The 18,247-nt window shown below is 64.0% G+C and carries 18 protein-coding genes and 1 pseudogene; 7 read left to right on the top strand and 12 right to left on the bottom strand.

All coding sequences use genetic code 11. From position 1 onward, the window contains the following. Positions 1 to 46 precede the first annotated feature (46 nt). Entirely contained in the window at positions 47 to 961 is a 915-nt protein-coding gene (gcvA, locus tag V6M87_RS06825; protein ID WP_332875847.1) for a transcriptional regulator GcvA, read from the top strand. On the opposite strand, the gene V6M87_RS06830 is transcribed toward gcvA, so the two are convergent. From V6M87_RS06830 to V6M87_RS06850, 5 genes are all read right to left on the bottom strand, one after another. Continuing rightward, positions 945 to 1,211: a DUF493 family protein gene (locus V6M87_RS06830; protein ID WP_332875848.1), complete on the bottom strand. Its 267-nt coding sequence runs from the start codon at positions 1,209 to 1,211 to the stop codon at positions 945 to 947. The two genes, gcvA and V6M87_RS06830, sit on opposite strands and share 17 nt — an antisense overlap. 95 nt (positions 1,212 to 1,306) lie before the next feature. After that, positions 1,307 to 3,223, bottom strand: coding sequence for a DUF6600 domain-containing protein (locus V6M87_RS06835; RefSeq protein ID WP_332875849.1), 1,917 nt, complete (start codon positions 3,221 to 3,223; stop codon positions 1,307 to 1,309). A gap of 87 nt (positions 3,224 to 3,310) precedes the next feature. Beyond that, on the bottom strand, positions 3,311 to 3,946 hold the full coding sequence (locus V6M87_RS06840) for a LysE family transporter (RefSeq protein WP_332875850.1): 636 nt from the start codon (positions 3,944 to 3,946) through the stop codon (positions 3,311 to 3,313). 96 nt (positions 3,947 to 4,042) lie between these two features. Then, the gene (locus V6M87_RS06845; RefSeq protein ID WP_332875851.1) at positions 4,043 to 4,330 is read right to left on the bottom strand and encodes an HU family DNA-binding protein; all 288 of its coding nucleotides are present in this window, start codon (positions 4,328 to 4,330) and stop codon (positions 4,043 to 4,045) included. A gap of 77 nt (positions 4,331 to 4,407) precedes the next feature. Then, on the bottom strand, positions 4,408 to 4,590 hold the full coding sequence (locus tag V6M87_RS06850) for a BrnA antitoxin family protein (RefSeq protein ID WP_442920559.1): 183 nt from the start codon (positions 4,588 to 4,590) through the stop codon (positions 4,408 to 4,410). A 178-nt stretch (positions 4,591 to 4,768) separates the two neighbouring features. Here V6M87_RS06850 and V6M87_RS06855 point away from each other — a divergent pair, with 178 nt between their 5' ends. The 3 genes from V6M87_RS06855 (at position 4,769) to V6M87_RS06865 (ending at position 8,868) form a co-directional block, all read left to right on the top strand. After that, positions 4,769 to 5,710 (top strand): DUF808 domain-containing protein, encoded by a 942-nt coding sequence (locus V6M87_RS06855; RefSeq protein ID WP_332875853.1) that lies wholly within the window; start codon positions 4,769 to 4,771, stop codon positions 5,708 to 5,710. A 274-nt stretch (positions 5,711 to 5,984) separates the two neighbouring features. Beyond that, entirely contained in the window at positions 5,985 to 8,477 is a 2,493-nt protein-coding gene (locus tag V6M87_RS06860; protein ID WP_332875854.1) for a TonB-dependent receptor plug domain-containing protein, read from the top strand. Positions 8,478 to 8,607: 130 nt separating this feature from the next. Continuing rightward, positions 8,608 to 8,868, top strand: coding sequence for a hypothetical protein (locus V6M87_RS06865; protein WP_332875855.1), 261 nt, complete (start codon positions 8,608 to 8,610; stop codon positions 8,866 to 8,868). A gap of 14 nt (positions 8,869 to 8,882) precedes the next feature. On the opposite strand, the gene V6M87_RS06870 is transcribed toward V6M87_RS06865, so the two are convergent. The 3 genes from V6M87_RS06870 to V6M87_RS06880 all read right to left on the bottom strand — a co-directional run bounded on the left by V6M87_RS06870 (position 8,883) and on the right by V6M87_RS06880 (position 10,967). Then, on the bottom strand, positions 8,883 to 9,302 hold the full coding sequence (locus V6M87_RS06870) for a DUF4019 domain-containing protein (protein WP_332875856.1): 420 nt from the start codon (positions 9,300 to 9,302) through the stop codon (positions 8,883 to 8,885). Between the two features lie 58 nt (positions 9,303 to 9,360). Beyond that, a complete protein-coding gene (locus tag V6M87_RS06875) occupies positions 9,361 to 10,146 on the bottom strand; it encodes a glutaminyl-peptide cyclotransferase (RefSeq protein WP_332875857.1) in 786 nt (261 codons plus the stop codon). A gap of 89 nt (positions 10,147 to 10,235) precedes the next feature. Further along, a complete protein-coding gene (locus V6M87_RS06880) occupies positions 10,236 to 10,967 on the bottom strand; it encodes a siderophore-interacting protein (RefSeq protein WP_332875858.1) in 732 nt (243 codons plus the stop codon). Between the two features lie 33 nt (positions 10,968 to 11,000). Between V6M87_RS06880 and V6M87_RS06885 the strand changes: the two genes are divergently transcribed. Further along, the gene (locus V6M87_RS06885; RefSeq protein WP_332875859.1) at positions 11,001 to 11,471 is read left to right on the top strand and encodes a MarR family winged helix-turn-helix transcriptional regulator; all 471 of its coding nucleotides are present in this window, start codon (positions 11,001 to 11,003) and stop codon (positions 11,469 to 11,471) included. Between the two features lie 361 nt (positions 11,472 to 11,832). Further along, entirely contained in the window at positions 11,833 to 13,605 is a 1,773-nt protein-coding gene (locus V6M87_RS06890) for a sensor histidine kinase (protein ID WP_332875860.1), read from the top strand. Positions 13,606 to 13,640: 35 nt separating this feature from the next. Here V6M87_RS06890 and V6M87_RS06895 read toward each other — a convergent pair whose 3' ends face one another. The 4 genes from V6M87_RS06895 to V6M87_RS06910 all read right to left on the bottom strand — a co-directional run bounded on the left by V6M87_RS06895 (position 13,641) and on the right by V6M87_RS06910 (position 17,765). Continuing rightward, positions 13,641 to 15,026, bottom strand: coding sequence for a heavy metal sensor histidine kinase (locus V6M87_RS06895; protein WP_332875861.1), 1,386 nt, complete (start codon positions 15,024 to 15,026; stop codon positions 13,641 to 13,643). Further along, positions 15,023 to 15,697, bottom strand: a complete 675-nt coding sequence (locus tag V6M87_RS06900; RefSeq protein ID WP_332876068.1) for a heavy metal response regulator transcription factor — start codon at positions 15,695 to 15,697, stop codon at positions 15,023 to 15,025. The genes V6M87_RS06895 and V6M87_RS06900 overlap by 4 nt, the downstream gene beginning before the upstream one ends. 114 nt (positions 15,698 to 15,811) lie before the next feature. Continuing rightward, the gene (locus V6M87_RS06905; protein ID WP_332875862.1) at positions 15,812 to 16,123 is read right to left on the bottom strand and encodes a CzcE family metal-binding protein; all 312 of its coding nucleotides are present in this window, start codon (positions 16,121 to 16,123) and stop codon (positions 15,812 to 15,814) included. A 298-nt stretch (positions 16,124 to 16,421) separates the two neighbouring features. Continuing rightward, positions 16,422 to 17,765, bottom strand: a complete 1,344-nt coding sequence (locus V6M87_RS06910) for an MFS transporter (RefSeq protein ID WP_332875863.1) — start codon at positions 17,763 to 17,765, stop codon at positions 16,422 to 16,424. 333 nt (positions 17,766 to 18,098) lie between these two features. Between V6M87_RS06910 and V6M87_RS27230 the strand changes: the two are divergent. Continuing rightward, positions 18,099 to 18,197, top strand: a pseudogene (locus V6M87_RS27230) (type II toxin-antitoxin system Phd/YefM family antitoxin); the annotation flags it as partial. Between the last annotated feature and the right edge of the window lie 50 nt (positions 18,198 to 18,247).

Consider the following 18,247-nt stretch of genomic DNA (forward strand, 5'->3'; position numbering starts at 1 on the left):
TCTTGCTAATTTTATTCACAAAGTTATCCACACCCGTGCCAAGCCGATGAGCGCCCCGCGCCGCCCCCCCAATTTTTCTGCCCTGCGCGCATTCGAGGCGGCGGCCCGGCACGAGAATTTTTCGCGCGCGGCCGACGAGCTGCACCTGACCCATGGCGCGATCAGCCACCAGGTCAGGGCGCTGGAGCGGGAATTGGGGCGGCCGCTGTTCATCCGCAACGGGCGCCAGGTGACGGTGACCAGCGACGCGCTAAAATTTTCCCAGGCGCTGGCCCGGGCGTTCGACGAGATTGCGGCCGCGGCCGACGCAATGCGGGCCACCACGGTGGCGCAGCGTCTGACCGTGACGGCCATTCCCTCGTTCGCGGCGCGCTGGCTGGCGCCGCGCCTGGGCGGATTCATCGACTTGTATCCGGAGATCGAAGTCGTCTTGCAGTCGAGCGGGCAACTGCAGGACCTGGCGCGCGAAGGGATCGACGTCGGCATCCGTTTTGGCCGCGGCAACTATCCGGGCATGCTGGTGGAGCGCTTGATGGGCGACGTTTATTATCCGGTAGCAAGTCCCCACTATCGCGATGGCGCGCTGCCGGCCACGCCCCAGGACCTTGCGCAACACGTTCTGCTGCGTTCGGTGGAGCCATGGGCGCCCTGGCTGCAGGCGGCAGGTGTCGCGCTGGCGGAGCCAACGGGTGGGGTGATGTTCGAGGATTTGTCGCTGCTGATCCGCTCAGCGGCTGACGGCAACGGGGTGGGGCTGGTGCGGCACGTGGTGGCGATGCAGGAGATCGCCGCGGGAAAACTGGTGCGCCTGTTCGATATCGAGGTAGCGTCGCCCGATGAATATTATTTCGTGGTGCCACTGGCTGCGGCCGCCAGGCCGCACGTGGTGGCGTTTCGCGCCTGGCTGCTGGGAGAAATTGGCGCGTACCAGGCGGCGCAGGATCTTACAAGACGATCTTGACCATCGGGTGGCCGGACAGCGCCTGGTACAGCGCGTCGAGCTGTTCGCGGCTGGTGGCGCGCACCGTGACCGTCAGGCCGGTGTAATTGCCCTTGGCCGAAGGACGCGTTTCGAGGCGGCCGATATGGAAGGTCGGGTCGTGTTCGAGCACCACATCGACGATGGTGGCCTCGAAATCGATGTGGTTGGCGCCCATCACCTTGATAGGGAAGTCGCTCGGGTATTCGATGAGGGAATCTTTCGGGTCCATGGCAGCTCCTGGAAAAGAACGTATTGTAGCCAAGACTGGGAGAACGGCGCGGCCGGCTAAAAAAAAGCCGGCGCTTGCGACGCCGGCTTCTTGCCTTACCGTTCCTGCTGGGTGCGGCCGTCACCGCGGCCTTCACCGCCGCGCTCGGCCCGCGCTGGCGGCGGCGCGACGGCCGCTGGTGGCGCCGCACGCTGCGGTTGCGGCTGCGCTTGTTGCGGCGGTTGCGCCTGCTGGCGTGCGTCCCGCGCCGCGCCGCGCAGCATGCCGGCCATGCCACCACCGTCATTGCGCGGGGCCTGGGCCACCGGCGCCGGCTGCGGGGCCGCTTGCTGCACTGGCTGCTGGACCGGTTGCGCCTGCGGCGGCCGCTGCTGCTGCGGCTGTTGCGGCTGCGGCTGCTGGAACTGCGGACGGCCACCACGGTCGTCATTGCGGCCATTCCGATCGTCGTTGCGGCGGTCATGGTCGCGGTTCTCGAAGCGCTGCGGCAGATTCTGGTTCTGGATCGGCATGACTGGTGTCGGCGTCAGGATCGTCACCGGCTGGCGCGGCGGCGGCAGGTTCGGCATCACCGGCGCGCGCGGCGTATTCGTGCCCGGCAGTTGTGGCGGCGGCGTGGCGATCGTCACCGGCTCGCGCGGCTGCGGATTGAACTGGTTGTTCTGCGCCGGCGGCGTGCCGCGCACCTCGATGGCCGCGCCACGCACCGCGCCGCCCAGGCCACCCTCGTCACGGCGCCGGTTGTCGCCCCTGTATTCACCCCGACCCTCGAGACGGTTGATGGCCTGCGCTGGCCGCGGCGGCTGCATTGCCGCCAGCGCGCCCGCCTCCAGCACCGCGCCGCGCACGCCGCCCTGGCGCGGCACCACCACCTGGCCGCGCTGGCCGAACTGGCCCTGCGGCAGCACCGTCAGACCGCGCCGGCGCTGGTCTTCGTCGCGCCGGCTGTCAGGACCGCGCGGCCCGAAGTTCAGGCGGCTGATATGGTCTTGCGAGGCGCGGTAACCAGGCACGTAACGCTCGCGCGGCGACAGCGGATACCAGCCCTGCGACAGTTGCGGGCGGCCCCCGTAAGCGACATTCCCGCCGACCCAGCCGACCAGCGCCGGCGCCCACACCGGGCGGCCGTCATGGCGGCCCGGCGCCCACGACCAGCGCCGGTTGACCTGCACCCAGCGGCCGTAGTGAAACGGCGCGTAACCCCACGGTGCGTTGTCGACCCAGGTCCAGCCCCACGGGTCGAGCCAGGTCCAGCGACCATCGCCGTAGGGCACCCAGCTGCTGCTCACTTGCGGCGTCCACACCGCGCCATACTCCGTGTCCTGGCTCCAGGCGCCGTAGCGGTCGAGGTCTTCATAGCCGGTCATGTCGGAGGTGACATAGCGCGCCGACGTGGAGCGGTCCTGGTACTGGTCGCGCCCGAGCGCCCAGTCGTCGAAACTGTCGCGCGAGGCGGTGCCGGTATCGATGTCGTCGCCCATGACGTCGGCGCGCTTGCCCGCGCGCAGGGGCAAGGTGCCGCCGGCGGCGTCGACCAGGCCCACGCCGTCGAACACGGTGACGCTGGTGGTGTCGCGCCGGCGCTCGGCGTCAATGCGCATGCGACCCGGCTCGCGCATGCGCAGCAGCGCCTGCGGCGTGGAGATTTCAAAACCGGCCAGCAAACTGGCGTCGACGATGCGCACGCTGGCGCTGCCGTAGTTCAGGCGCAGGACCAGTCGCTCGTCGTCGAGCTGATCGACTTCCAGCGACGAATCGGCGTCCAGGCGGATCGACGTCGAGCCGATGCGCAGCTCGGTGCGCGCGCCCTGGGCCGTGGTGATGGTGTTGTTCGAGGTGACTGGGTAGTTCAGCAGCGCCGCTTCAGACGCGGCCCCGACATCGCCGGCGATGGTGACATTACCCTGAGAAAGCGCGATGCGGCCCACGCGTGCGGGCGCCTGGGCCAGCGCCAGCGTGGACAAGGTGGCGAGGGCGAGTGCCGTCGCGGTATGGATCAAGCGCTTTTTCATGGTTGTCTCCGGCGGAAATGGTTTGATCCGATTACAGCGCAGAAGCGCAGCACGGACAATCGGCATTACAAATACTCACACTCACCCTCAGGCGCTGCTGCGCTTGACGAAAAATAGCGCCAGGCCCATCAGCGCAAGCAGGGCGCCAAAAAAGCGGTTCTGCTTTTTGACCGCGCGCGGATCGCGAAAGTAGCGCTGCATCGACGAGGCCAGGAAGGCGTAGCCGTGCATCACGGTCAGATCGATCGCCACCATCGTCACGCCGAGAATGGCCAGCTGCGGCAGCACCGGCAACTGCTTCGAAATGAAACTGGGCAGCACCACCGCCATGAACAGGATGCCTTTCGGGTTCGACGCATTCGTCAAAAACCCGGTCAGCACGCGCTGGCGGAAGGTCGGGTGCGGCGGCAGGTCGGTACGTGCCACATCGGCCGTGTGCACGGGCGCGCGCCACTGCGCCACGCCCAGGTAAATCAGGTACAGCGCGCCGACCGTCTTGACGATCATGAACAGCAGTTCCGACGCCAGCACCAGCGAGCCGACACCCGCGCCGGCGACAATGAGCACCAGCACCAGGCCCAGTTGCAGGCCCAGCACGGTCGCGCTGGCTTTTTTGAACCCATACGCCAGGCCGTGCGACATCGACAGCACAGCGCCGGAACCGGGAGAGATTGCGATGATGATCGCGGACAGGACGAACGACAGCCAGGTGGTAAGGAGCATGCAGGAGCGGCAGAAAAGGGAAGGGCTGGTGCGGCCGTTGTACGGCGACCCAGGACAGCTGCCATCATACCGGCAGGCTGCACCGGGCTTGCGAACTTACTTTTTCTTCTTTGGATTGACGGCGGCCTTCAAGGTCGCGCCGGCCGAGAAGCGTGGCGTTTTAGAGGCGCCGATTTTGATCACTTCGCCGGTGGACGGGTTGCGGCCCTTGCGCGCGGCGCGCTTGGTGATCGAAAACGTGCCGAAGCCGGTAATGCCGACCGTGTCGCCCTTTTTCAGGCGCTCGGTAATGATCTCGATGATGGTGTTCACCGCCTTGTTCGCGGCGACACCCGACATCTCGGTGCGTTTCGCAAATTCGGCAATCAGTTCGCCTTTTTTCATATTTCCTCCAAGATAGATGAGTGGAAAGATTAGCATAGATCATTCTGCATCCACGCATCACCCGGAAGGAAGCGCGCTTACTCGGCGTGCAGCGGCAGCGGCACCTGCTGGCGCAGCACGGCGTTGATCAGCGTCTGGTAACCCATGCCGCTCTGGCGCGACAGGGCGCGGAACTGTTCCAGGATAGCGTCGTCGAGGTAGATGGTGATGCGGGTTTTGCGCTTGACGGCGCGGCGGGCGGGGGCGGGATTGGCTTGCATGGCGGGCTCCGGAGTTAGGTGACTGAAATATACGGCCCACATCCGCGCACGGCGACCGGCACGCGACAAACGGCATAAATGGCGGCATGAACGGCGAATTCGTGGTTTGACGGGTGCGCTGACGTAAGCCCGGCGCAGGTTAAGATGATGTTACTTTGAATACATAGGAGCATGACCCATGGCTGCAGGAAGCTTGCTGACACTACTCGACGACATCGCCAGCATCCTCGACGATGTCGCGGTGATGGGAAAAGTGGCGGCCAAAAAAACCGCCGGTGTGCTGGGCGACGACCTGGCACTGAACGCGCAACAGGTTTCGGGCGTCAACGCCGACCGCGAGTTGCCGGTGGTGTGGGCAGTGGCCAAGGGCTCACTGAAGAACAAGGCGATCCTGGTGCCGGCCGCGCTGGCCATCGGCGCCTTTGCGCCGTGGGCCGTGACGCCGCTGCTGATGCTGGGCGGCGCCTATCTGTGTTTCGAGGGCTTCGAAAAGCTGGCCCACAAATACCTGCACAAGCCGGAACAGGTGGCCGAACAGCGCGCCGCACTGACCAAGGCCGTCAGCGACCCGGCGGTCGACATCGTGGCCCAGGAAAAGGACAAGATCAAAGGCGCGATCACCACCGATTTCATTCTGTCGGCCGAAATCATCGTGATTGCGCTGGGCACTGTGGCCGATGCGCCCTTCGTCCAGCAAGTGACGGTCGTGGCCGGGATTGCCCTCATCATGACGGTGGGCGTGTATGGCCTGGTGGCCGGCATCGTGAAACTCGACGACGCCGGCCTGTACCTGAGCCAGCGCAGCGGCGCCGTCACGCAGGCCATCGGACGCATGCTGCTCACCGGCGCACCGCTGCTGATGAAAACCCTGTCCGTGGTCGGCACCGCCGCCATGTTCATGGTGGGTGGCAGCATCATCGGGCACGGCATTCCGGCGCTGCACCATTTTAGTGAAAACGCCGCACTGGCGGCTGGCACAATCGGTTCCATCGGTCCGGTACTTGCGGTGATCACGCCGACATTGATCGATGCTGTAATCGGCGTGATCAGCGGCGCCATCGTGCTGCTGGGTGTCACTTTGGTGAAGAAAATTTTGCCAACCAAGAAAATGGCGCATTAAAAGGCTTCGTAGGGCACTTCGGCAACATAAAATGCTTGTCGACGGTTTAGCGCGCATCACGCGCCACCGTCGAAAATTTGCCGCAGGGCGTGCCTGATTGCTTGTTTTCGTGTCATCTACACGACACATTTCATCAAAATTGTCGTAATTACACGGCTGTCCCGCTGCTCTGCGTTGACATTCATTTCTACGCGTCCCAGTATCAATTGCACCCCATCGCTATGGCAGCCCCAGCGCCGATAGGTCACCCATTGATTCCACTGGAGAGCATCGCATGTCGTCACGTTTCATCCCCCGCAAACACGTTCTCGCACTGTCCATCGCTTCCCTGTTCGCCAGCGGCGCCTACGCGCAAACCACCACGGTCGAGACCGAGCCGACTGCGGCATCGACCGTCGTCGTCACCGGTACCCGGGTATCGAACCGCACCGTTCTGGACACCGCCTCGCCAGTGGACGTGATTTCGGCCGACACGCTGAAAAATTCCGGCACCACCGAAATCAACCAGGCCCTGTCGGTGGCGCTGCCATCGCTGAACTTCCCGCGCCCGGGCCTGGCCGACGGTACCGATACTGTACGGCCGGCCACGCTGCGCGGCATGGCGCCGGACCAGACCCTGGTGCTGGTGAACTCGAAGCGCCGCCACAGTTCGTCGCTGGTCAACCTGAACACCACCATCGGCCGCGGTTCGTCCGCCGTCGACCTGAACACGATTCCGACCTCGATCGTGAAAAACATCGAAGTGCTGCGTGACGGCGCTGCCGCCCAGTACGGCTCGGACGCCATCTCCGGCGTGGTCAACCTGCGCCTGCGCACCGACCGCAGCGGCGGCGAAGCGACCGTCAACTACGGCGCCCGTATCACCGAATACAACCTGCTCAACGCGGCCGCACCGGCCGGCGGCACCTGGACCGCGCCAGCTTCGCGCAAGCGCACCGACGGCCAGAGCGCCAACGTCAGCGTCTGGAAAGGTCTGGCCTGGGGCGACACCGGGTTTGTCACCATTGCCGCCGAATACAAGGACCAGGCCCACACCGAACGCAGCGGCTACGACATGCGCCAGCAATATGCCAGGGTCGGCACCGCCTACGATCCACGCGAGCTGACCGTCAACCGCTTCTCGGCCTGGTACGGCGAGCCGGAAATGCAGCAGACCACGCTGTTCCTCAATGCCGGCAACGACCTTGGCAACGGCGTCAAAATCTATGGCTGGTCCAGCTACCAGAAACGCGAAGCGCGCTCGGGCGGTTTTTATCGCATCGCGCAGGATGTCCGGAACATCACGTCGATTTACCCGGACGGCTTCCTGCCGATCATTGCGCCCAGCGTCGACGACTACAGCGCCACCGGCGGCGTGACCTGGACGCTGGGCGCCTGGGACATGGATGCGTCGCTCGGCTACGGCAAGAACAAGATGCAGTTCCAGATCGAAAACACGCTGAACCGTTCGATCGGCCCGACCAGCGCCACCTCGTTCGACGCCGGCGGCTTCTCGTATGCCCAGACCGTACTGAACCTGACCGGTGTACGCAAGGTGGACGTGGCCGGCCTGGCCTCGCCGCTGAACGTCGCCGTCGGCACCGAACTGCGCAACGAAGCCTATACGCTGTTTGCCGGCGAGCCCGATTCGTACCGCTACGGCGGCGTGGTCGTCAACGGCACCCCGGCCGCGCCGGGTGCCCAGGTGTTCCCGGGCTTCCGCCCCGCCAATGCGGTCGACACGAGCCGTTCGTCGTTCGCCGCGTTCACCGACTTCGAAGCGAATCTGACGCCTGAATTGCTGGCCTCGATCGCCGTGCGCGGCGAGCACTACACCGACTTCGGCAACAGCCTGGCCGGCAAGTTCGCCGGCCGCTATGATTTCAACAAGCAGTTCGCCCTGCGCGGTTCGGTGCAGAACGGCTTCCGCGCGCCGTCGCCGCAGCAGCAGAACTTCACGTCCACGTCCACCAACTTCATCGATGGCGTGCCGTATGAAATCACCACCTTCAAACCGACCGATCCGGTCGCGGTCGCTTTGGGCGCGCAACCGCTGAAAGCCGAAAAATCGGTCAACCTCTCGCTCGGCGGCGTGCTGCGCATGAATTCGGCCAGCCTGACGGTCGACGCTTACCAGATCAAGGTAAAAGACCGCATCGTGCTGTCAGAGAACCTGACTTCGACCGCCGTGCGCAACTTCATCACCTCGCAAGGTTTTATTGGCGTCGGTGGCGGCCGCTTCTTCATCAATGGCGTGGAAACGAAAACCAAGGGCGTCGACGTGGTGTTCAACGTGCCGTACAACGCCGGCAATGTCGGCAAGTTCGACTTCACGGTGGCCGCCAACGTCACCAAGACCGAAGTAACCAAGGTTCCGACCACGACCCAGCTGGCGGCCTTGAGCCCGGCGCCGGTGCTGTTCGACCGCCTCAACGTGCTGACCCTCGAAAAAGGCCAGCCGAAGAACAAGCTCAATGCCAGCGCCACCTGGACGCAAGGCCCGATCGGCGCCACCTTGCGTGCCACCCGCTACGGCGAGGTCCTGTCGCCCGGTACCACGGCAGCGCTGGACTTCGTGATGCATCCACGCACCACGGTCGACCTGGAAGGCCGCTATGCGCTGACCAAACAACTGTCGCTGGCAATGGGCGCGGAAAACCTGTTCGACCAGTACCCGGAAACGTTGACGCCGGCGCTGAACACGACCGGTAATTCGTCCTTCTCGAACTACGCACCGTTCGGCCGCGCCGGCCGCTACGTGTACGCCCGCGCCACCTACGCTTTTTAAATCAAAGCGCGCTGACGCGAACCCATCTGGCCTTGATCGGCCTGATGGGTTTTTTTACGCCGGAATGAATACAACGCCGAAATGGCATCGCCGGTAGAATGCCGGTCACCATACTAACGAAAGAAATTTGATGAAAAAGACCGGACTGGCCAAGGGCGAAGCCAAAAAATTGATGGGTGGCCTGAAGAACGAGAACGCCACGTTCGGCGCCAGCGCAAGCGCCCCCGTGGACCGCAAGGAACAACGCAAGCGCGACCAGGCGCTGGGCCTGGTGCCATTCGCAGTCAAACTGAACGGCGACCTGGTAGCGCAATTGCATGCGCAAGCGAAGGAGCGCGATGGTGACATGAACGCACTGGTCGCGGAACTGCTGACGAAAGCGCTGGCTTAATTACCGCAAGATCGTCAGCGCACGAAGTAGCCTGACACCTTCCAGCTGCCATCCTTGTCGCGCATCGGCGTGACGGTTTCCACGCTGCCGGCCCGGTTGGCAAACGTGGTGTCGTACTGGATCACCACATATTCGCCCTCCGGCACATTCGGCATGGTGCGCGTAAACTGCGCGCTTTTGAGCGTGCGGCTGGTGACGGAACCGAGCGGCGCGTGTACTTGTTGCATCGCTTGCAGCCAGTTTTCCTGTGATACGACAGCACGGAATGCGCCGGCGCTGCTGGTCCAGGTAGCGGGGTACTGGCCGGCGTCGAGCTGGGCCAGCCACGCGCTGGCTGCGGCCTTGGCGTCGGTAACGCGCTGGTCTTCCTGGGCGTAGGCGCTGGTGGCCAGCAGCATCGATGCAACGACGGCGATGGGGGAAAACAGGTTCAAGATCGGCTCCGCTATGCGTAGACAAGAAACCTATTCTACCGCTGCCTGATACGCAACATTATCTATTTTGTAACTGCACCAGCTCGATTTCGAACATCTTCGGCCACAGCTTACCCGTGACGAATAAACGCTTGGTTTTGGCGTCATAAGCAATGCCGTTGAGTACCGCATCCGGCGACGTGGTGCCGCGTTTTTCCAGCGGCAGCAGACCGGCCAGGTTGATCCAGCCGACCACCTTACCGCTGGCCGGGTCGATGCGCGCGATGACGTCGGTGCCCCAGACGTTGGCGAACAACTCCCCCTCCACCATTTCGAGTTCGTTCAGCTCGGCTACCGGCTTGCCGTCGGCCGTGACCTGGATGCGGCGCTGTTCCTTCAGTGTTTTGGGATCGAGGATATGGATCGTGGGCGAGCCGTCGCTCATGTAGACCGACTGGGCATCGCTGGCCAGTCCCCAACCCTCGCTGTCGTAGCTGAACTTGCGCTTGAGCGTGAACGTTTTGGCGTCGAACACGAAACCATACCTGGCGGTCCAGGTCAGGCTGACGATCTCGTCACCGACCAGCGTGGCACCTTCGCCAAAAATATCTTTCGGCAGGTCTTTCTGCTGCAGCACCTTGCCGGTGTTGAGCTCGACCTTGCGCAACCAGGATTTGCCGTTCAACCCGGTGCTCTCGAACAGATAGCCATCCTTGAAAAACAGGCCTTGCGTAAAAGCTTGCGGGTCGTGCGGATAGGTGTGCTTGACCATGAAACCGTAGACCGGGATGGCGGCATGGGCGGAACAGCAGGCGAAGAAGGTCGAGACGGCGGCCAGGGCAAAAAAGCGGCGGGCGAGAGGCATCAAAATAGTGTCCGTTGAAAACAGCGATGGGCAATCATGCCGCAGATTGCCGAACGCTGCCAGCGCAGCCGCTCAGCGCTGATCCCCGCTCATCCCAGATCTTCATGAAAATCGGCCGCGCCCTGCTTCCAGTAGGCCGAAATGCGCATCGCTTCTTTCGGCAATCCCTTCTCGGCGACCAGCACATCGCGCACCCGGCGCATCATGGCCGCTTCACCACCACCCCAGGCATAGCCCTCGCCGGCAGGCACAGTGAGCGCTCGAACCGACGCCACCAGCGCGTCGGCGTGGTCGGCCCAATGCACCTCAAGCCGGGCCTGCGTGGCCGGCAGGATGCGGTCGCTGGCGCCAACCTGGACGACGACAATGGCGCGCGTGCCGGCCGGCAGTTCTTCCAGGCGGCGCCGGATGGCCGGCAGGCCGGTGGCGTCGGCCACCAGCAAATGCCAGTCGAAGTCTGGCGGCACGATCATCGATCCCTTGGGGCCGCCGATGGTCGCGCACTGTCCTGGCGCAGCCTGGCGCGCCCAGTCGGAAGCGGCGCCTTCGCCGTGGAGAGCGAATTCGATCGTCAGCTGGCGCGATTGCGCATCGTAACGGCGCGGCGTATAGTCGCGCCGCAGCGGTTCGCCGGCAGCGTCGTCGAGTATGAACTTGACGTGGTCGTCGAAGCCGAGCGAGACGAAGTCCGCCAGCTCCGCACCGCCAAAGGTAATGCTGACGAAGTGATCGCCAACCGGCGTAACGCTGTCGACCACCAGCTCGCGCAGACGTAGTTCGTGACGCACGCGTTGCACGAGTTTGCGTTGTGGCTGTTCCATGTTGCACCTTATTAGTTGATAATGTCACCTATTATGAAAAAACAAGTTGATAAAGTCAACCAAAATCCTGGCGAATCGGGCGCTGACGTGTTCGAGGCGATCCACGCCATCATGCATTTGTTCCGCGCGCGCCAGATGCGCGTCGGCCAGGCCGGGGCGCTGCCGCTGACGCATATGGAAAACAAGGTGCTGGGCTATTTTGGACGGCATCCCGGCGCCACCCAGCGTGACCTGGCGGCCCATTCCGGCCGCGACAAGGCACAGCTGGCGCGCCTGATCGGTGGCCTGCGCGACAAAGGTTTGCTGGATGCGGTGACGGCGCCCGAAGATCGCAGGAGCACGCACTTGCGCCTGAGCGAGGCCGGCAGCGCGGTTCATGCGGAATTGCGCCAGGACGGTGCGCGCCTGGCAGCGGCGGCGTTGACGGGTATCGACGAGACCGAACGGGCGCAATTGCTGGCCTTGCTGGCGCGCGTGCATGACAACCTCGCCACAGGGGATTAACGGCGACAGTCCCGGTTAGAGCACCAGAATGACCGGCGCCCGCCGGTCCGGCTACGACCAACTCTCCGTCTCATCCGAACCGGCTTGCATGGCAGCTGTCGTCGCGCGGTCGCGACAATTGCAACACTTCTGTCGCGCGCTGCGTGATTTTTTGCGAAATTTACGTAGCAACAGCGATTTCACTGTCAGTATCTACGTGGAATTCGGCAACAATTGTCTTTTATTGCAATTCCAGTAACGGTTTTCCGTCACAGGGGATACGAAATCGTCTCCGAGCGACTGCATGCGTGTGACTTTCTGTGGCATAGTCAGAAATTGCAATACTGAAATATCAACTCCTATCGACAGGGCCGGAATGGGTGTGCGAGACAACTGGCCCCGCTGGCCGCGCAATTTCAGCTTGATGCTCGGCCTGGTGGCGCTGACGGTGTTCGCCTGTGCCGCGCTGTTCGAAGTCAACAGCAACACCAGCCCGCGTGACTATGCCGAGGGCGTACCGGGAAATTATGTGGTGCTGCGCAGCGCGCGCTGGCTCGACCTGGGCACCGAGTCGGCCGATGCACCCTCGCTCAGCCCCCTGCCCGCCGCCGTGATGGAGGCACGCGGCGTGAGCGTGGTGCTGCCGCACCATCTGCCCAAAGACCAGGCCCGCGCCAGCATCAGCTGGTACAGCATGTCACTGTCATTGCCTGCGGTGGTGCCCGGCACGCCGGCGGCGGGTGTCTGCGTGCCACGCTGGTCGTCCAGTGCATCGGTCTGGCTCGATGGCAAGCAACTGGTGGCCAGCGCCGCCGGCGTACACGGTATGCATGACTGGAGCCGGCCGCAATACATCGGCTTGCCACCCGAACTGGCGCTTGGCACGCACCGGCTCGACCTGCGCCTGCGCGCCATGCCGGCGCTCGCGCCCGGCCTGTCCGAAATCTGGTTCGGCGACGGTCCGCTGGTCCGGCGTGCCTGCGCCGCGCTGAGCGAAACGCGCGAACAGCGCATTCTGGGCTCGGGCTTCCTGATTGCGGTGATGGGCCTGGCGGGGCTGGCCGTGGCGCTGCTGCTGCGCGACGTCAGCGCCGCCTGCTTTGCCGCGATGGCGCTGCTGTGGGTGACCCAGCTGGCCGTTGCGCGCGGCGTCGGCGCCAGCTTGCCGGAACAAACCTGGACACTGCTCTTTTTCGCCACCCGCACCGCCTTCGCCGTCCCGATGCTCATGTTCTGCCTGCGTTTCAGCAAGAGCGCGCGCCCGCGCCTGGAGCGACTCATGCTGTTGGCATATGGCACGGCAATCGCCGTCCTGCTGCTGCTGCCGGCGCAATACTGGTCGCGCTGGCTGACCAGCGTCGCCGTGTTCCTGCTGCTGAGTATGCCGTACTTTCTCATGCTGCTGGTACGCCATGCCTTGCGCCGGCCCTCGCTCTCGGCGGCGCTGCTGGTGGTGGCCATCGGCGTCATCTTGGTATCGAGCGTGCTGGACTTGCTGCGCTGGATGGGCATCGTCCCATTCAGCAATGCCTCGCTCTCGATCATGACCATGCCGCTGCTGTCGCTGGCATTCGGCGCCTTGCTGGTCGAGCGGCTGGTCGCGCTGACCCGCAGGGAAATGAATGCCGCCAAGGTGCTACGCATGACGGTGGCGCAGCAGGCCGCACAGATCGCCGCCAGCGTTGCTGCATCGAAGGCGCAGGAAGTGCGCGACCCGCTGAGCCATGCCGGCCGGTCCGACGACGACCCCGTTTCGACCCTGCTCGAATCGCTGCGCGGCAGCATTGCCCCGGTGCTGGCGGCGCAGGGTATCACGCTCGACTGGCAAGCCAGCGCGCTGCCGGCCGATTTCCTGCCGGGCGACGCGGCCCGCCTGCACCTGCTGCGCCTGCTACAGGAAACGTTCACGAATATCGTCAAGCATGCGCACGCCAGCGCAGTGCGTTTTCGCGCGCACGTCGACGCCGAGGCAATCTGGATCGATGTGGTCGACGACGGCTGCGGCATCCCCGCCGCGCCGCTCACCCGCAGCGGGCTGGGACTGGTCAGCATGCGCCAGCGCGCGGAACAGCTGGGTGCAACGCTGGACATTGCCGGCTGCGCGCCGGGAACGCGGGTCGGACTGCGTTTCGCGCGTCGCTTCGACGACATGTGACCGAACGCGCACGTCGAAGCGCAGCGCGGTTGTCGTTACATCCGAAAATGCAAGCTAAAACGGTTGATACCGTCTGAAGATGCGGCCTGCGCGCTGCCGTCGTGCAGCGCCATGATGGTGCGCACGATGGCCAGCCCCAGCCCGCTCGACTGCGACGAATCGCGCCGGGCTGCATCGGCCCGATAAAAGCGGTCGAACAGGCGCGCCAGCTGGTGTGGCGCGATGGGCGGGCCGGCATTTTCCACGGCCAGGGTCACACCGTCAGCGTCCGCCCGGCTCGACAACACGATGGTCGATGGCGCGTCGGCGTAGTGCACGGCATTGGCCAGCAGGTTGGCCATTGCGCGGCGCAGCAGCATCGGATCGGCCCATACCTGGCCGGCGCATGCAATCTCGATGCGCAGACCGCGCTCCTCGGCCAACCCCTCAAAATAGTCGGCCACGCGGGCAAATTCGGCAGCGATATCGAGCCGGGCCGGTTCGATCATCGTGTCAGCGTGGTCGGCGCGGGCCAGAAACAGCATGTTGGCGGTCATGCGCGAGAGCCGCTGCAGCTCTTCCTGGTTCGATACCAGGAGCGCGTGATAATAATCGGCGCTGCGTGCCTGGCCGAGCGCGACTTCGGTCTGGCCGAGCAGGGTGCCAATGGGCGTGCGCAGGTCGTGCGCCATATCCTCGGTGACCTGGCTGAGCCTGGAAAAGCCGCCGGCCAGCCGTTCCAGCATGGCGTTCAACGCTGCGACCAGCGGCGCCAGTTCGCGTGGTGCGCGCGCGGCATCGAGGCGGGCGCCGAGGTTGTCGATGCCGATGCTGGCGGCGTGCGCGGCCAGCGCCCCCAGTGGCCGCATGCCGCGCCGCACCAGGATAAACGCCACTGCCGCGGCCAGCACGCTGCCGCCCAGCGCCATCCAGACGACCTGCTGGCGGTAATTGTCGAGAATGCGGGTGCGCTCGCCCATCAGGCGCCCGGCCGTGATGCGCAACTCACGCCCCGCCTGGCCCGTGCGCAGGTTCGCCGCCAGCGCGGAAAAGGGCGTGCCGTGCGCATCGATCGAGCGCTGGACCGCCGTCAGGCTGACGGCTACGTCGGATGCCACCGGCACCAGGTCCGGCACCGCAATGCCGCCCGGGTTGATGTCGATGAGCGGCTGCTCGCCGGGGAAGCGCAGCACCAGCAGCACTTCCCGGTTGGCCATCATGTTTTCAAACAGGCGCGGCCTGTCGTGCAGCAGCTGCAGCGTGTTCTGGTCCTGCAGCAGCGCGCGGATCTGTTTGACCCGCGTCACCAGTGCGGCATCGTCGCGCAGCGTCAACTGGGTTTCCAGGCCGCGGTACAGCATCATGCCGGCCACGCCCAGCACCGTCATGCACAGCAGCGCGAACAGGCACGCCAGGCGCGTGGTCAGCGACGACGGCTTCAATCTTCTACCTCGCAGCGGTAGCCGACCCCGCGCACCGTGTGGATCAGGCGCGCGCCCGGAAAGGGGTCGTCGATCTTCTGGCGCAGGCGGCGCACGGCCACGTCGACGACATTCGTGTCGCTGTCGAAATTCATGTCCCACACCATCGACGCGATCAGGGACCGCGACAGCACTTCGCCCTGGTGCGTGACGAAATACTGCAGCAGCGTGAATTCCTTGTTGGTCAGCGTGATGCGGGTGGTTGCGCGTGTCACGCGCCGTTTCAGGACGTCGATGCGCAGGTCGCCCAGCGCCAGGTTCTGGTCCGCGCGCACCGGCCCGCGCCGCAGCAGCGTGCGCAGGCGCGCCAGCAGTTCGGCAAATGAGAATGGTTTGACCAGGTAATCGTCGGCGCCCAGATCCAGGCCCTTGAGCCGGTCTTCCAGCTCGCCACGCGCGGTGAGGAACAGCACCGGCACATCGTCGTGCGCGCGCAGCTGTTGCAGCACCTGCCAGCCATCCAGGCCCGGCATCATGACGTCGAGCACGATGGCGTCGTACGACCGTTCCAGCGCCAGGTGCAGGCCGTCGGTGCCATTCCTGGCCACGTCGACGACATAGCCCGATTCGGCCAGCCCTTGCTGGAGGTAGTCGGCCGCCTTGGACTCGTCTTCGACAACCAGAATGCGCATCATGCTCTCCACGGACGATTTCAATGCCACCTTACACTATTTACTGTGCAGGACTGTCGTGGCAAGGGCGTCTCCGGCCACCGTTGCGGTAACGAATCCGGCCGTGGCAGCGGTCTAGTTGAGCGGTCCCGGTTCAACATAAACCCGCACCATTTGCCCAGTGGCGGCGGCCGGCATAATCTTCGCCAGGTCGAACGTGACACCGATGCCGTCGAAGTACCAATTGATGCTGCCGTTGCCGCTGCGAATGGTGACGGTCTCGCCGTGAATGACATTCAGGTAGCGCGTTTGGCTGTCGATGACGATTGTGCGCTGCGTGAACTGCGCGCCGGCGGGGCTGCCGTACTGGTCGGCGGCAGTGAGCGCGAACGCGCCGTCGCTGGCGAGCAGGCCGGCCAGTAGAAGCGGGGCGAAGGTGGTTTGCATGGTGGATTCCTCGGAAGTGAAGCGTTGGCTTCTGCCATCTGGAAGAAGCACTTCCACTCTAGCGAGCGGCTTGGTACGCCAGGATGACGGCCAGATGACAAAGCTGTCAGAAACGCAGCAGGCCCCGGGCGCAGTGGTGCTGGCAGCGGCGCCCGCAACTCGCGCCGCGCCGGCGAGGGTCCCGAAATTTTAATAAAATAGTATTAATAATATATATTATATGTATTAAATATATGATTTATTTGGTTTATTAATATGAATTAATAGTGAATCCTGCAATAAAATTTCTTGATGCTGTTCATGCGCGCGCGACGCTGGCTCCATGCGCTGGCGCTGGCATCGCCTTGCCCTTCAGTTCTGGCGGATCGCGCAGCGGAATCATCAGCGCCGCACTGAGTGCATACAGGCCGGCGAAGATCCAGATGATGCCAGCCAGGCCCAGGCTAGCGCTAAAGATGGCAACGATGGCCGGACCCACCCAGGTCGACGCGCCGGCGCCCAGGCTCAGTACCGACACGGCGGCGGCGCGGTTCTTCGGCACCAGCAACGGCATCAGCGCCGACAGGGGCACGAAGCCGCCCAGCGTCATGCCGTACAGCGCACCCATCGCGCAGGCCACCGCAAAATCGCCAGGGAACAGCTGCGGTACGTAGAAGAACAGCGGCGTCGAGATGGCGCTGCCGACGGCGCCCATCCAGATGACGGTATTGCGCAGGCCCAGGCGGTTGGCCAGGCGGCTCGAGATCAGGTTGCCGGCGATATTGCTGACAAAGATGACGGTCACCAGGCGCAGCCACTGCTCCAGTGTAAAACCGACGACGTCCATGAAAAAACCGGGCAGGATCACAAAAAAGCCGAACATCGACGCCGTGTTAATCGTGCGCACCACGGCGCCCAGGGAGGTTTTCGGTTCGGTCCACAAAATGGCAATGCTGCCGATGAGCGAGGTCAGCGGCTTTTCGCCAACCGGCGCCAGGCGCGTCGAACCGGCCGCATCGTGCACGCACAGCAGCGCCAGCAGGGCACCCACGATGACCAGCACTAGCGACAACCAGAAGGTGGCCAGCGCGCCGATCAGCGGTACCGTCACACTGGCAACCAGCGCGCCGAGCGTCGGCAGGCCGGCCGCATACGCGACCCAGAACCAGCCCATCGCGACACCCAGTTTGCGCGCCGGCGTGGCGGCCACGATCCAGACCAGGAAACCGTAAGCAAACAAGGGGTAACCGAAGCCGCGCAGCGCATAGCCGACGATCATCATCGGATAACTCAACTGGCCCACGCCCAGGCTCAGGAACAGGATTTCGAATACCACCCAGATGGCGGCGCCGAGCCACATCACGCGGCGCGGCCCCCAGATATTTGACAGCGCGCCAGCGCACCAGGAGCCGATCGCCACCGTCACGCCGTACACCGTAAACAGCACGGCAATATCACTTGCGGCGATGTTGTTCTGGCCGAGATAGGGCGCCAGATAACCGAGTTCGACGCCGTCGCCGATCATGAAAATCAGGAGGCCGACGAAGCCCCAGAACAGGGGGCGCGGAATGCCGAGGCGGGCGCAGAGATGGTCCAGCGCAGAGGGCGCGGAAGGGGAAAGACGTGGTGACGCCAGGGGCGTGCTCAAGTTTTGGGATGTCACATTACACCTGCAAAAAAATCGTCGCGTTCGTGAACGCGGAGTTGGCGACCCCAACAGGGGTCAGAAGAACACGCAGGGTGCGTGCCGAGTGCAGCTCCGGTGGGAGGAGCCTGAGGCGAGGAGGCCTTGCGATGCCGCGGGAAACGGCAAGCGAACGCTCAGGATGAGGCAGTTCGCAGGCAGATCAGGATGCGATCTTTCTAAATGGTATCACAATCATGGAATTATATATTTGTGCAAATGTATTTTGCCGGCCTTTGCTTCAATCAATTAACCAAGGCTGCCATGAACATTTTGACTTTTAGCGAGGCACGCGCCAGTTTGAAAACGGTGATGGACGATGTCTGCACCGATCACAGCCCCATAGTGATCACGCGGCAAAGCGGCGAAGCCGTCGTCATGCTGTCGCTGGCGGATTTCAACAGCATCGAAGAAACGCTGTACCTGCTCGGCTCGCCGAAAAACGCCAGCCGCCTGATGGC

The sequence above is a fragment of the Massilia sp. S19_KUP03_FR1 genome, from assembly GCF_036688685.1.
In the GTDB taxonomy this organism is placed as follows: Bacteria; Pseudomonadota; Gammaproteobacteria; order Burkholderiales; family Burkholderiaceae_D; genus JALYUM01.

Coding starts and splice junctions, on each gene's coding strand:
- gcvA (WP_332875847.1), top strand. CDS start 47: ATGAGCGCCCCGCGCCGCCCCCCCAATTTTTCTGCCCTGCGCGCATTC.
- V6M87_RS06830 (WP_332875848.1), bottom strand. CDS start 1,211: ATGGACCCGAAAGATTCCCTCATCGAATACCCGAGCGACTTCCCTATC.
- V6M87_RS06835 (WP_332875849.1), bottom strand. CDS start 3,223: ATGAAAAAGCGCTTGATCCATACCGCGACGGCACTCGCCCTCGCCACC.
- V6M87_RS06840 (WP_332875850.1), bottom strand. CDS start 3,946: ATGCTCCTTACCACCTGGCTGTCGTTCGTCCTGTCCGCGATCATCATC.
- V6M87_RS06845 (WP_332875851.1), bottom strand. CDS start 4,330: ATGAAAAAAGGCGAACTGATTGCCGAATTTGCGAAACGCACCGAGATG.
- V6M87_RS06850 (WP_442920559.1), bottom strand. CDS start 4,590: ATGCAAGCCAATCCCGCCCCCGCCCGCCGCGCCGTCAAGCGCAAAACC.
- V6M87_RS06855 (WP_332875853.1), top strand. CDS start 4,769: ATGGCTGCAGGAAGCTTGCTGACACTACTCGACGACATCGCCAGCATC.
- V6M87_RS06860 (WP_332875854.1), top strand. CDS start 5,985: ATGTCGTCACGTTTCATCCCCCGCAAACACGTTCTCGCACTGTCCATC.
- V6M87_RS06865 (WP_332875855.1), top strand. CDS start 8,608: ATGAAAAAGACCGGACTGGCCAAGGGCGAAGCCAAAAAATTGATGGGT.
- V6M87_RS06875 (WP_332875857.1), bottom strand. CDS start 10,146: ATGCCTCTCGCCCGCCGCTTTTTTGCCCTGGCCGCCGTCTCGACCTTC.
- V6M87_RS06880 (WP_332875858.1), bottom strand. CDS start 10,967: ATGGAACAGCCACAACGCAAACTCGTGCAACGCGTGCGTCACGAACTA.
- V6M87_RS06885 (WP_332875859.1), top strand. CDS start 11,001: ATGAAAAAACAAGTTGATAAAGTCAACCAAAATCCTGGCGAATCGGGC.
- V6M87_RS06900 (WP_332876068.1), bottom strand. CDS start 15,697: ATGCGCATTCTGGTTGTCGAAGACGAGTCCAAGGCGGCCGACTACCTC.
- V6M87_RS06905 (WP_332875862.1), bottom strand. CDS start 16,123: ATGCAAACCACCTTCGCCCCGCTTCTACTGGCCGGCCTGCTCGCCAGC.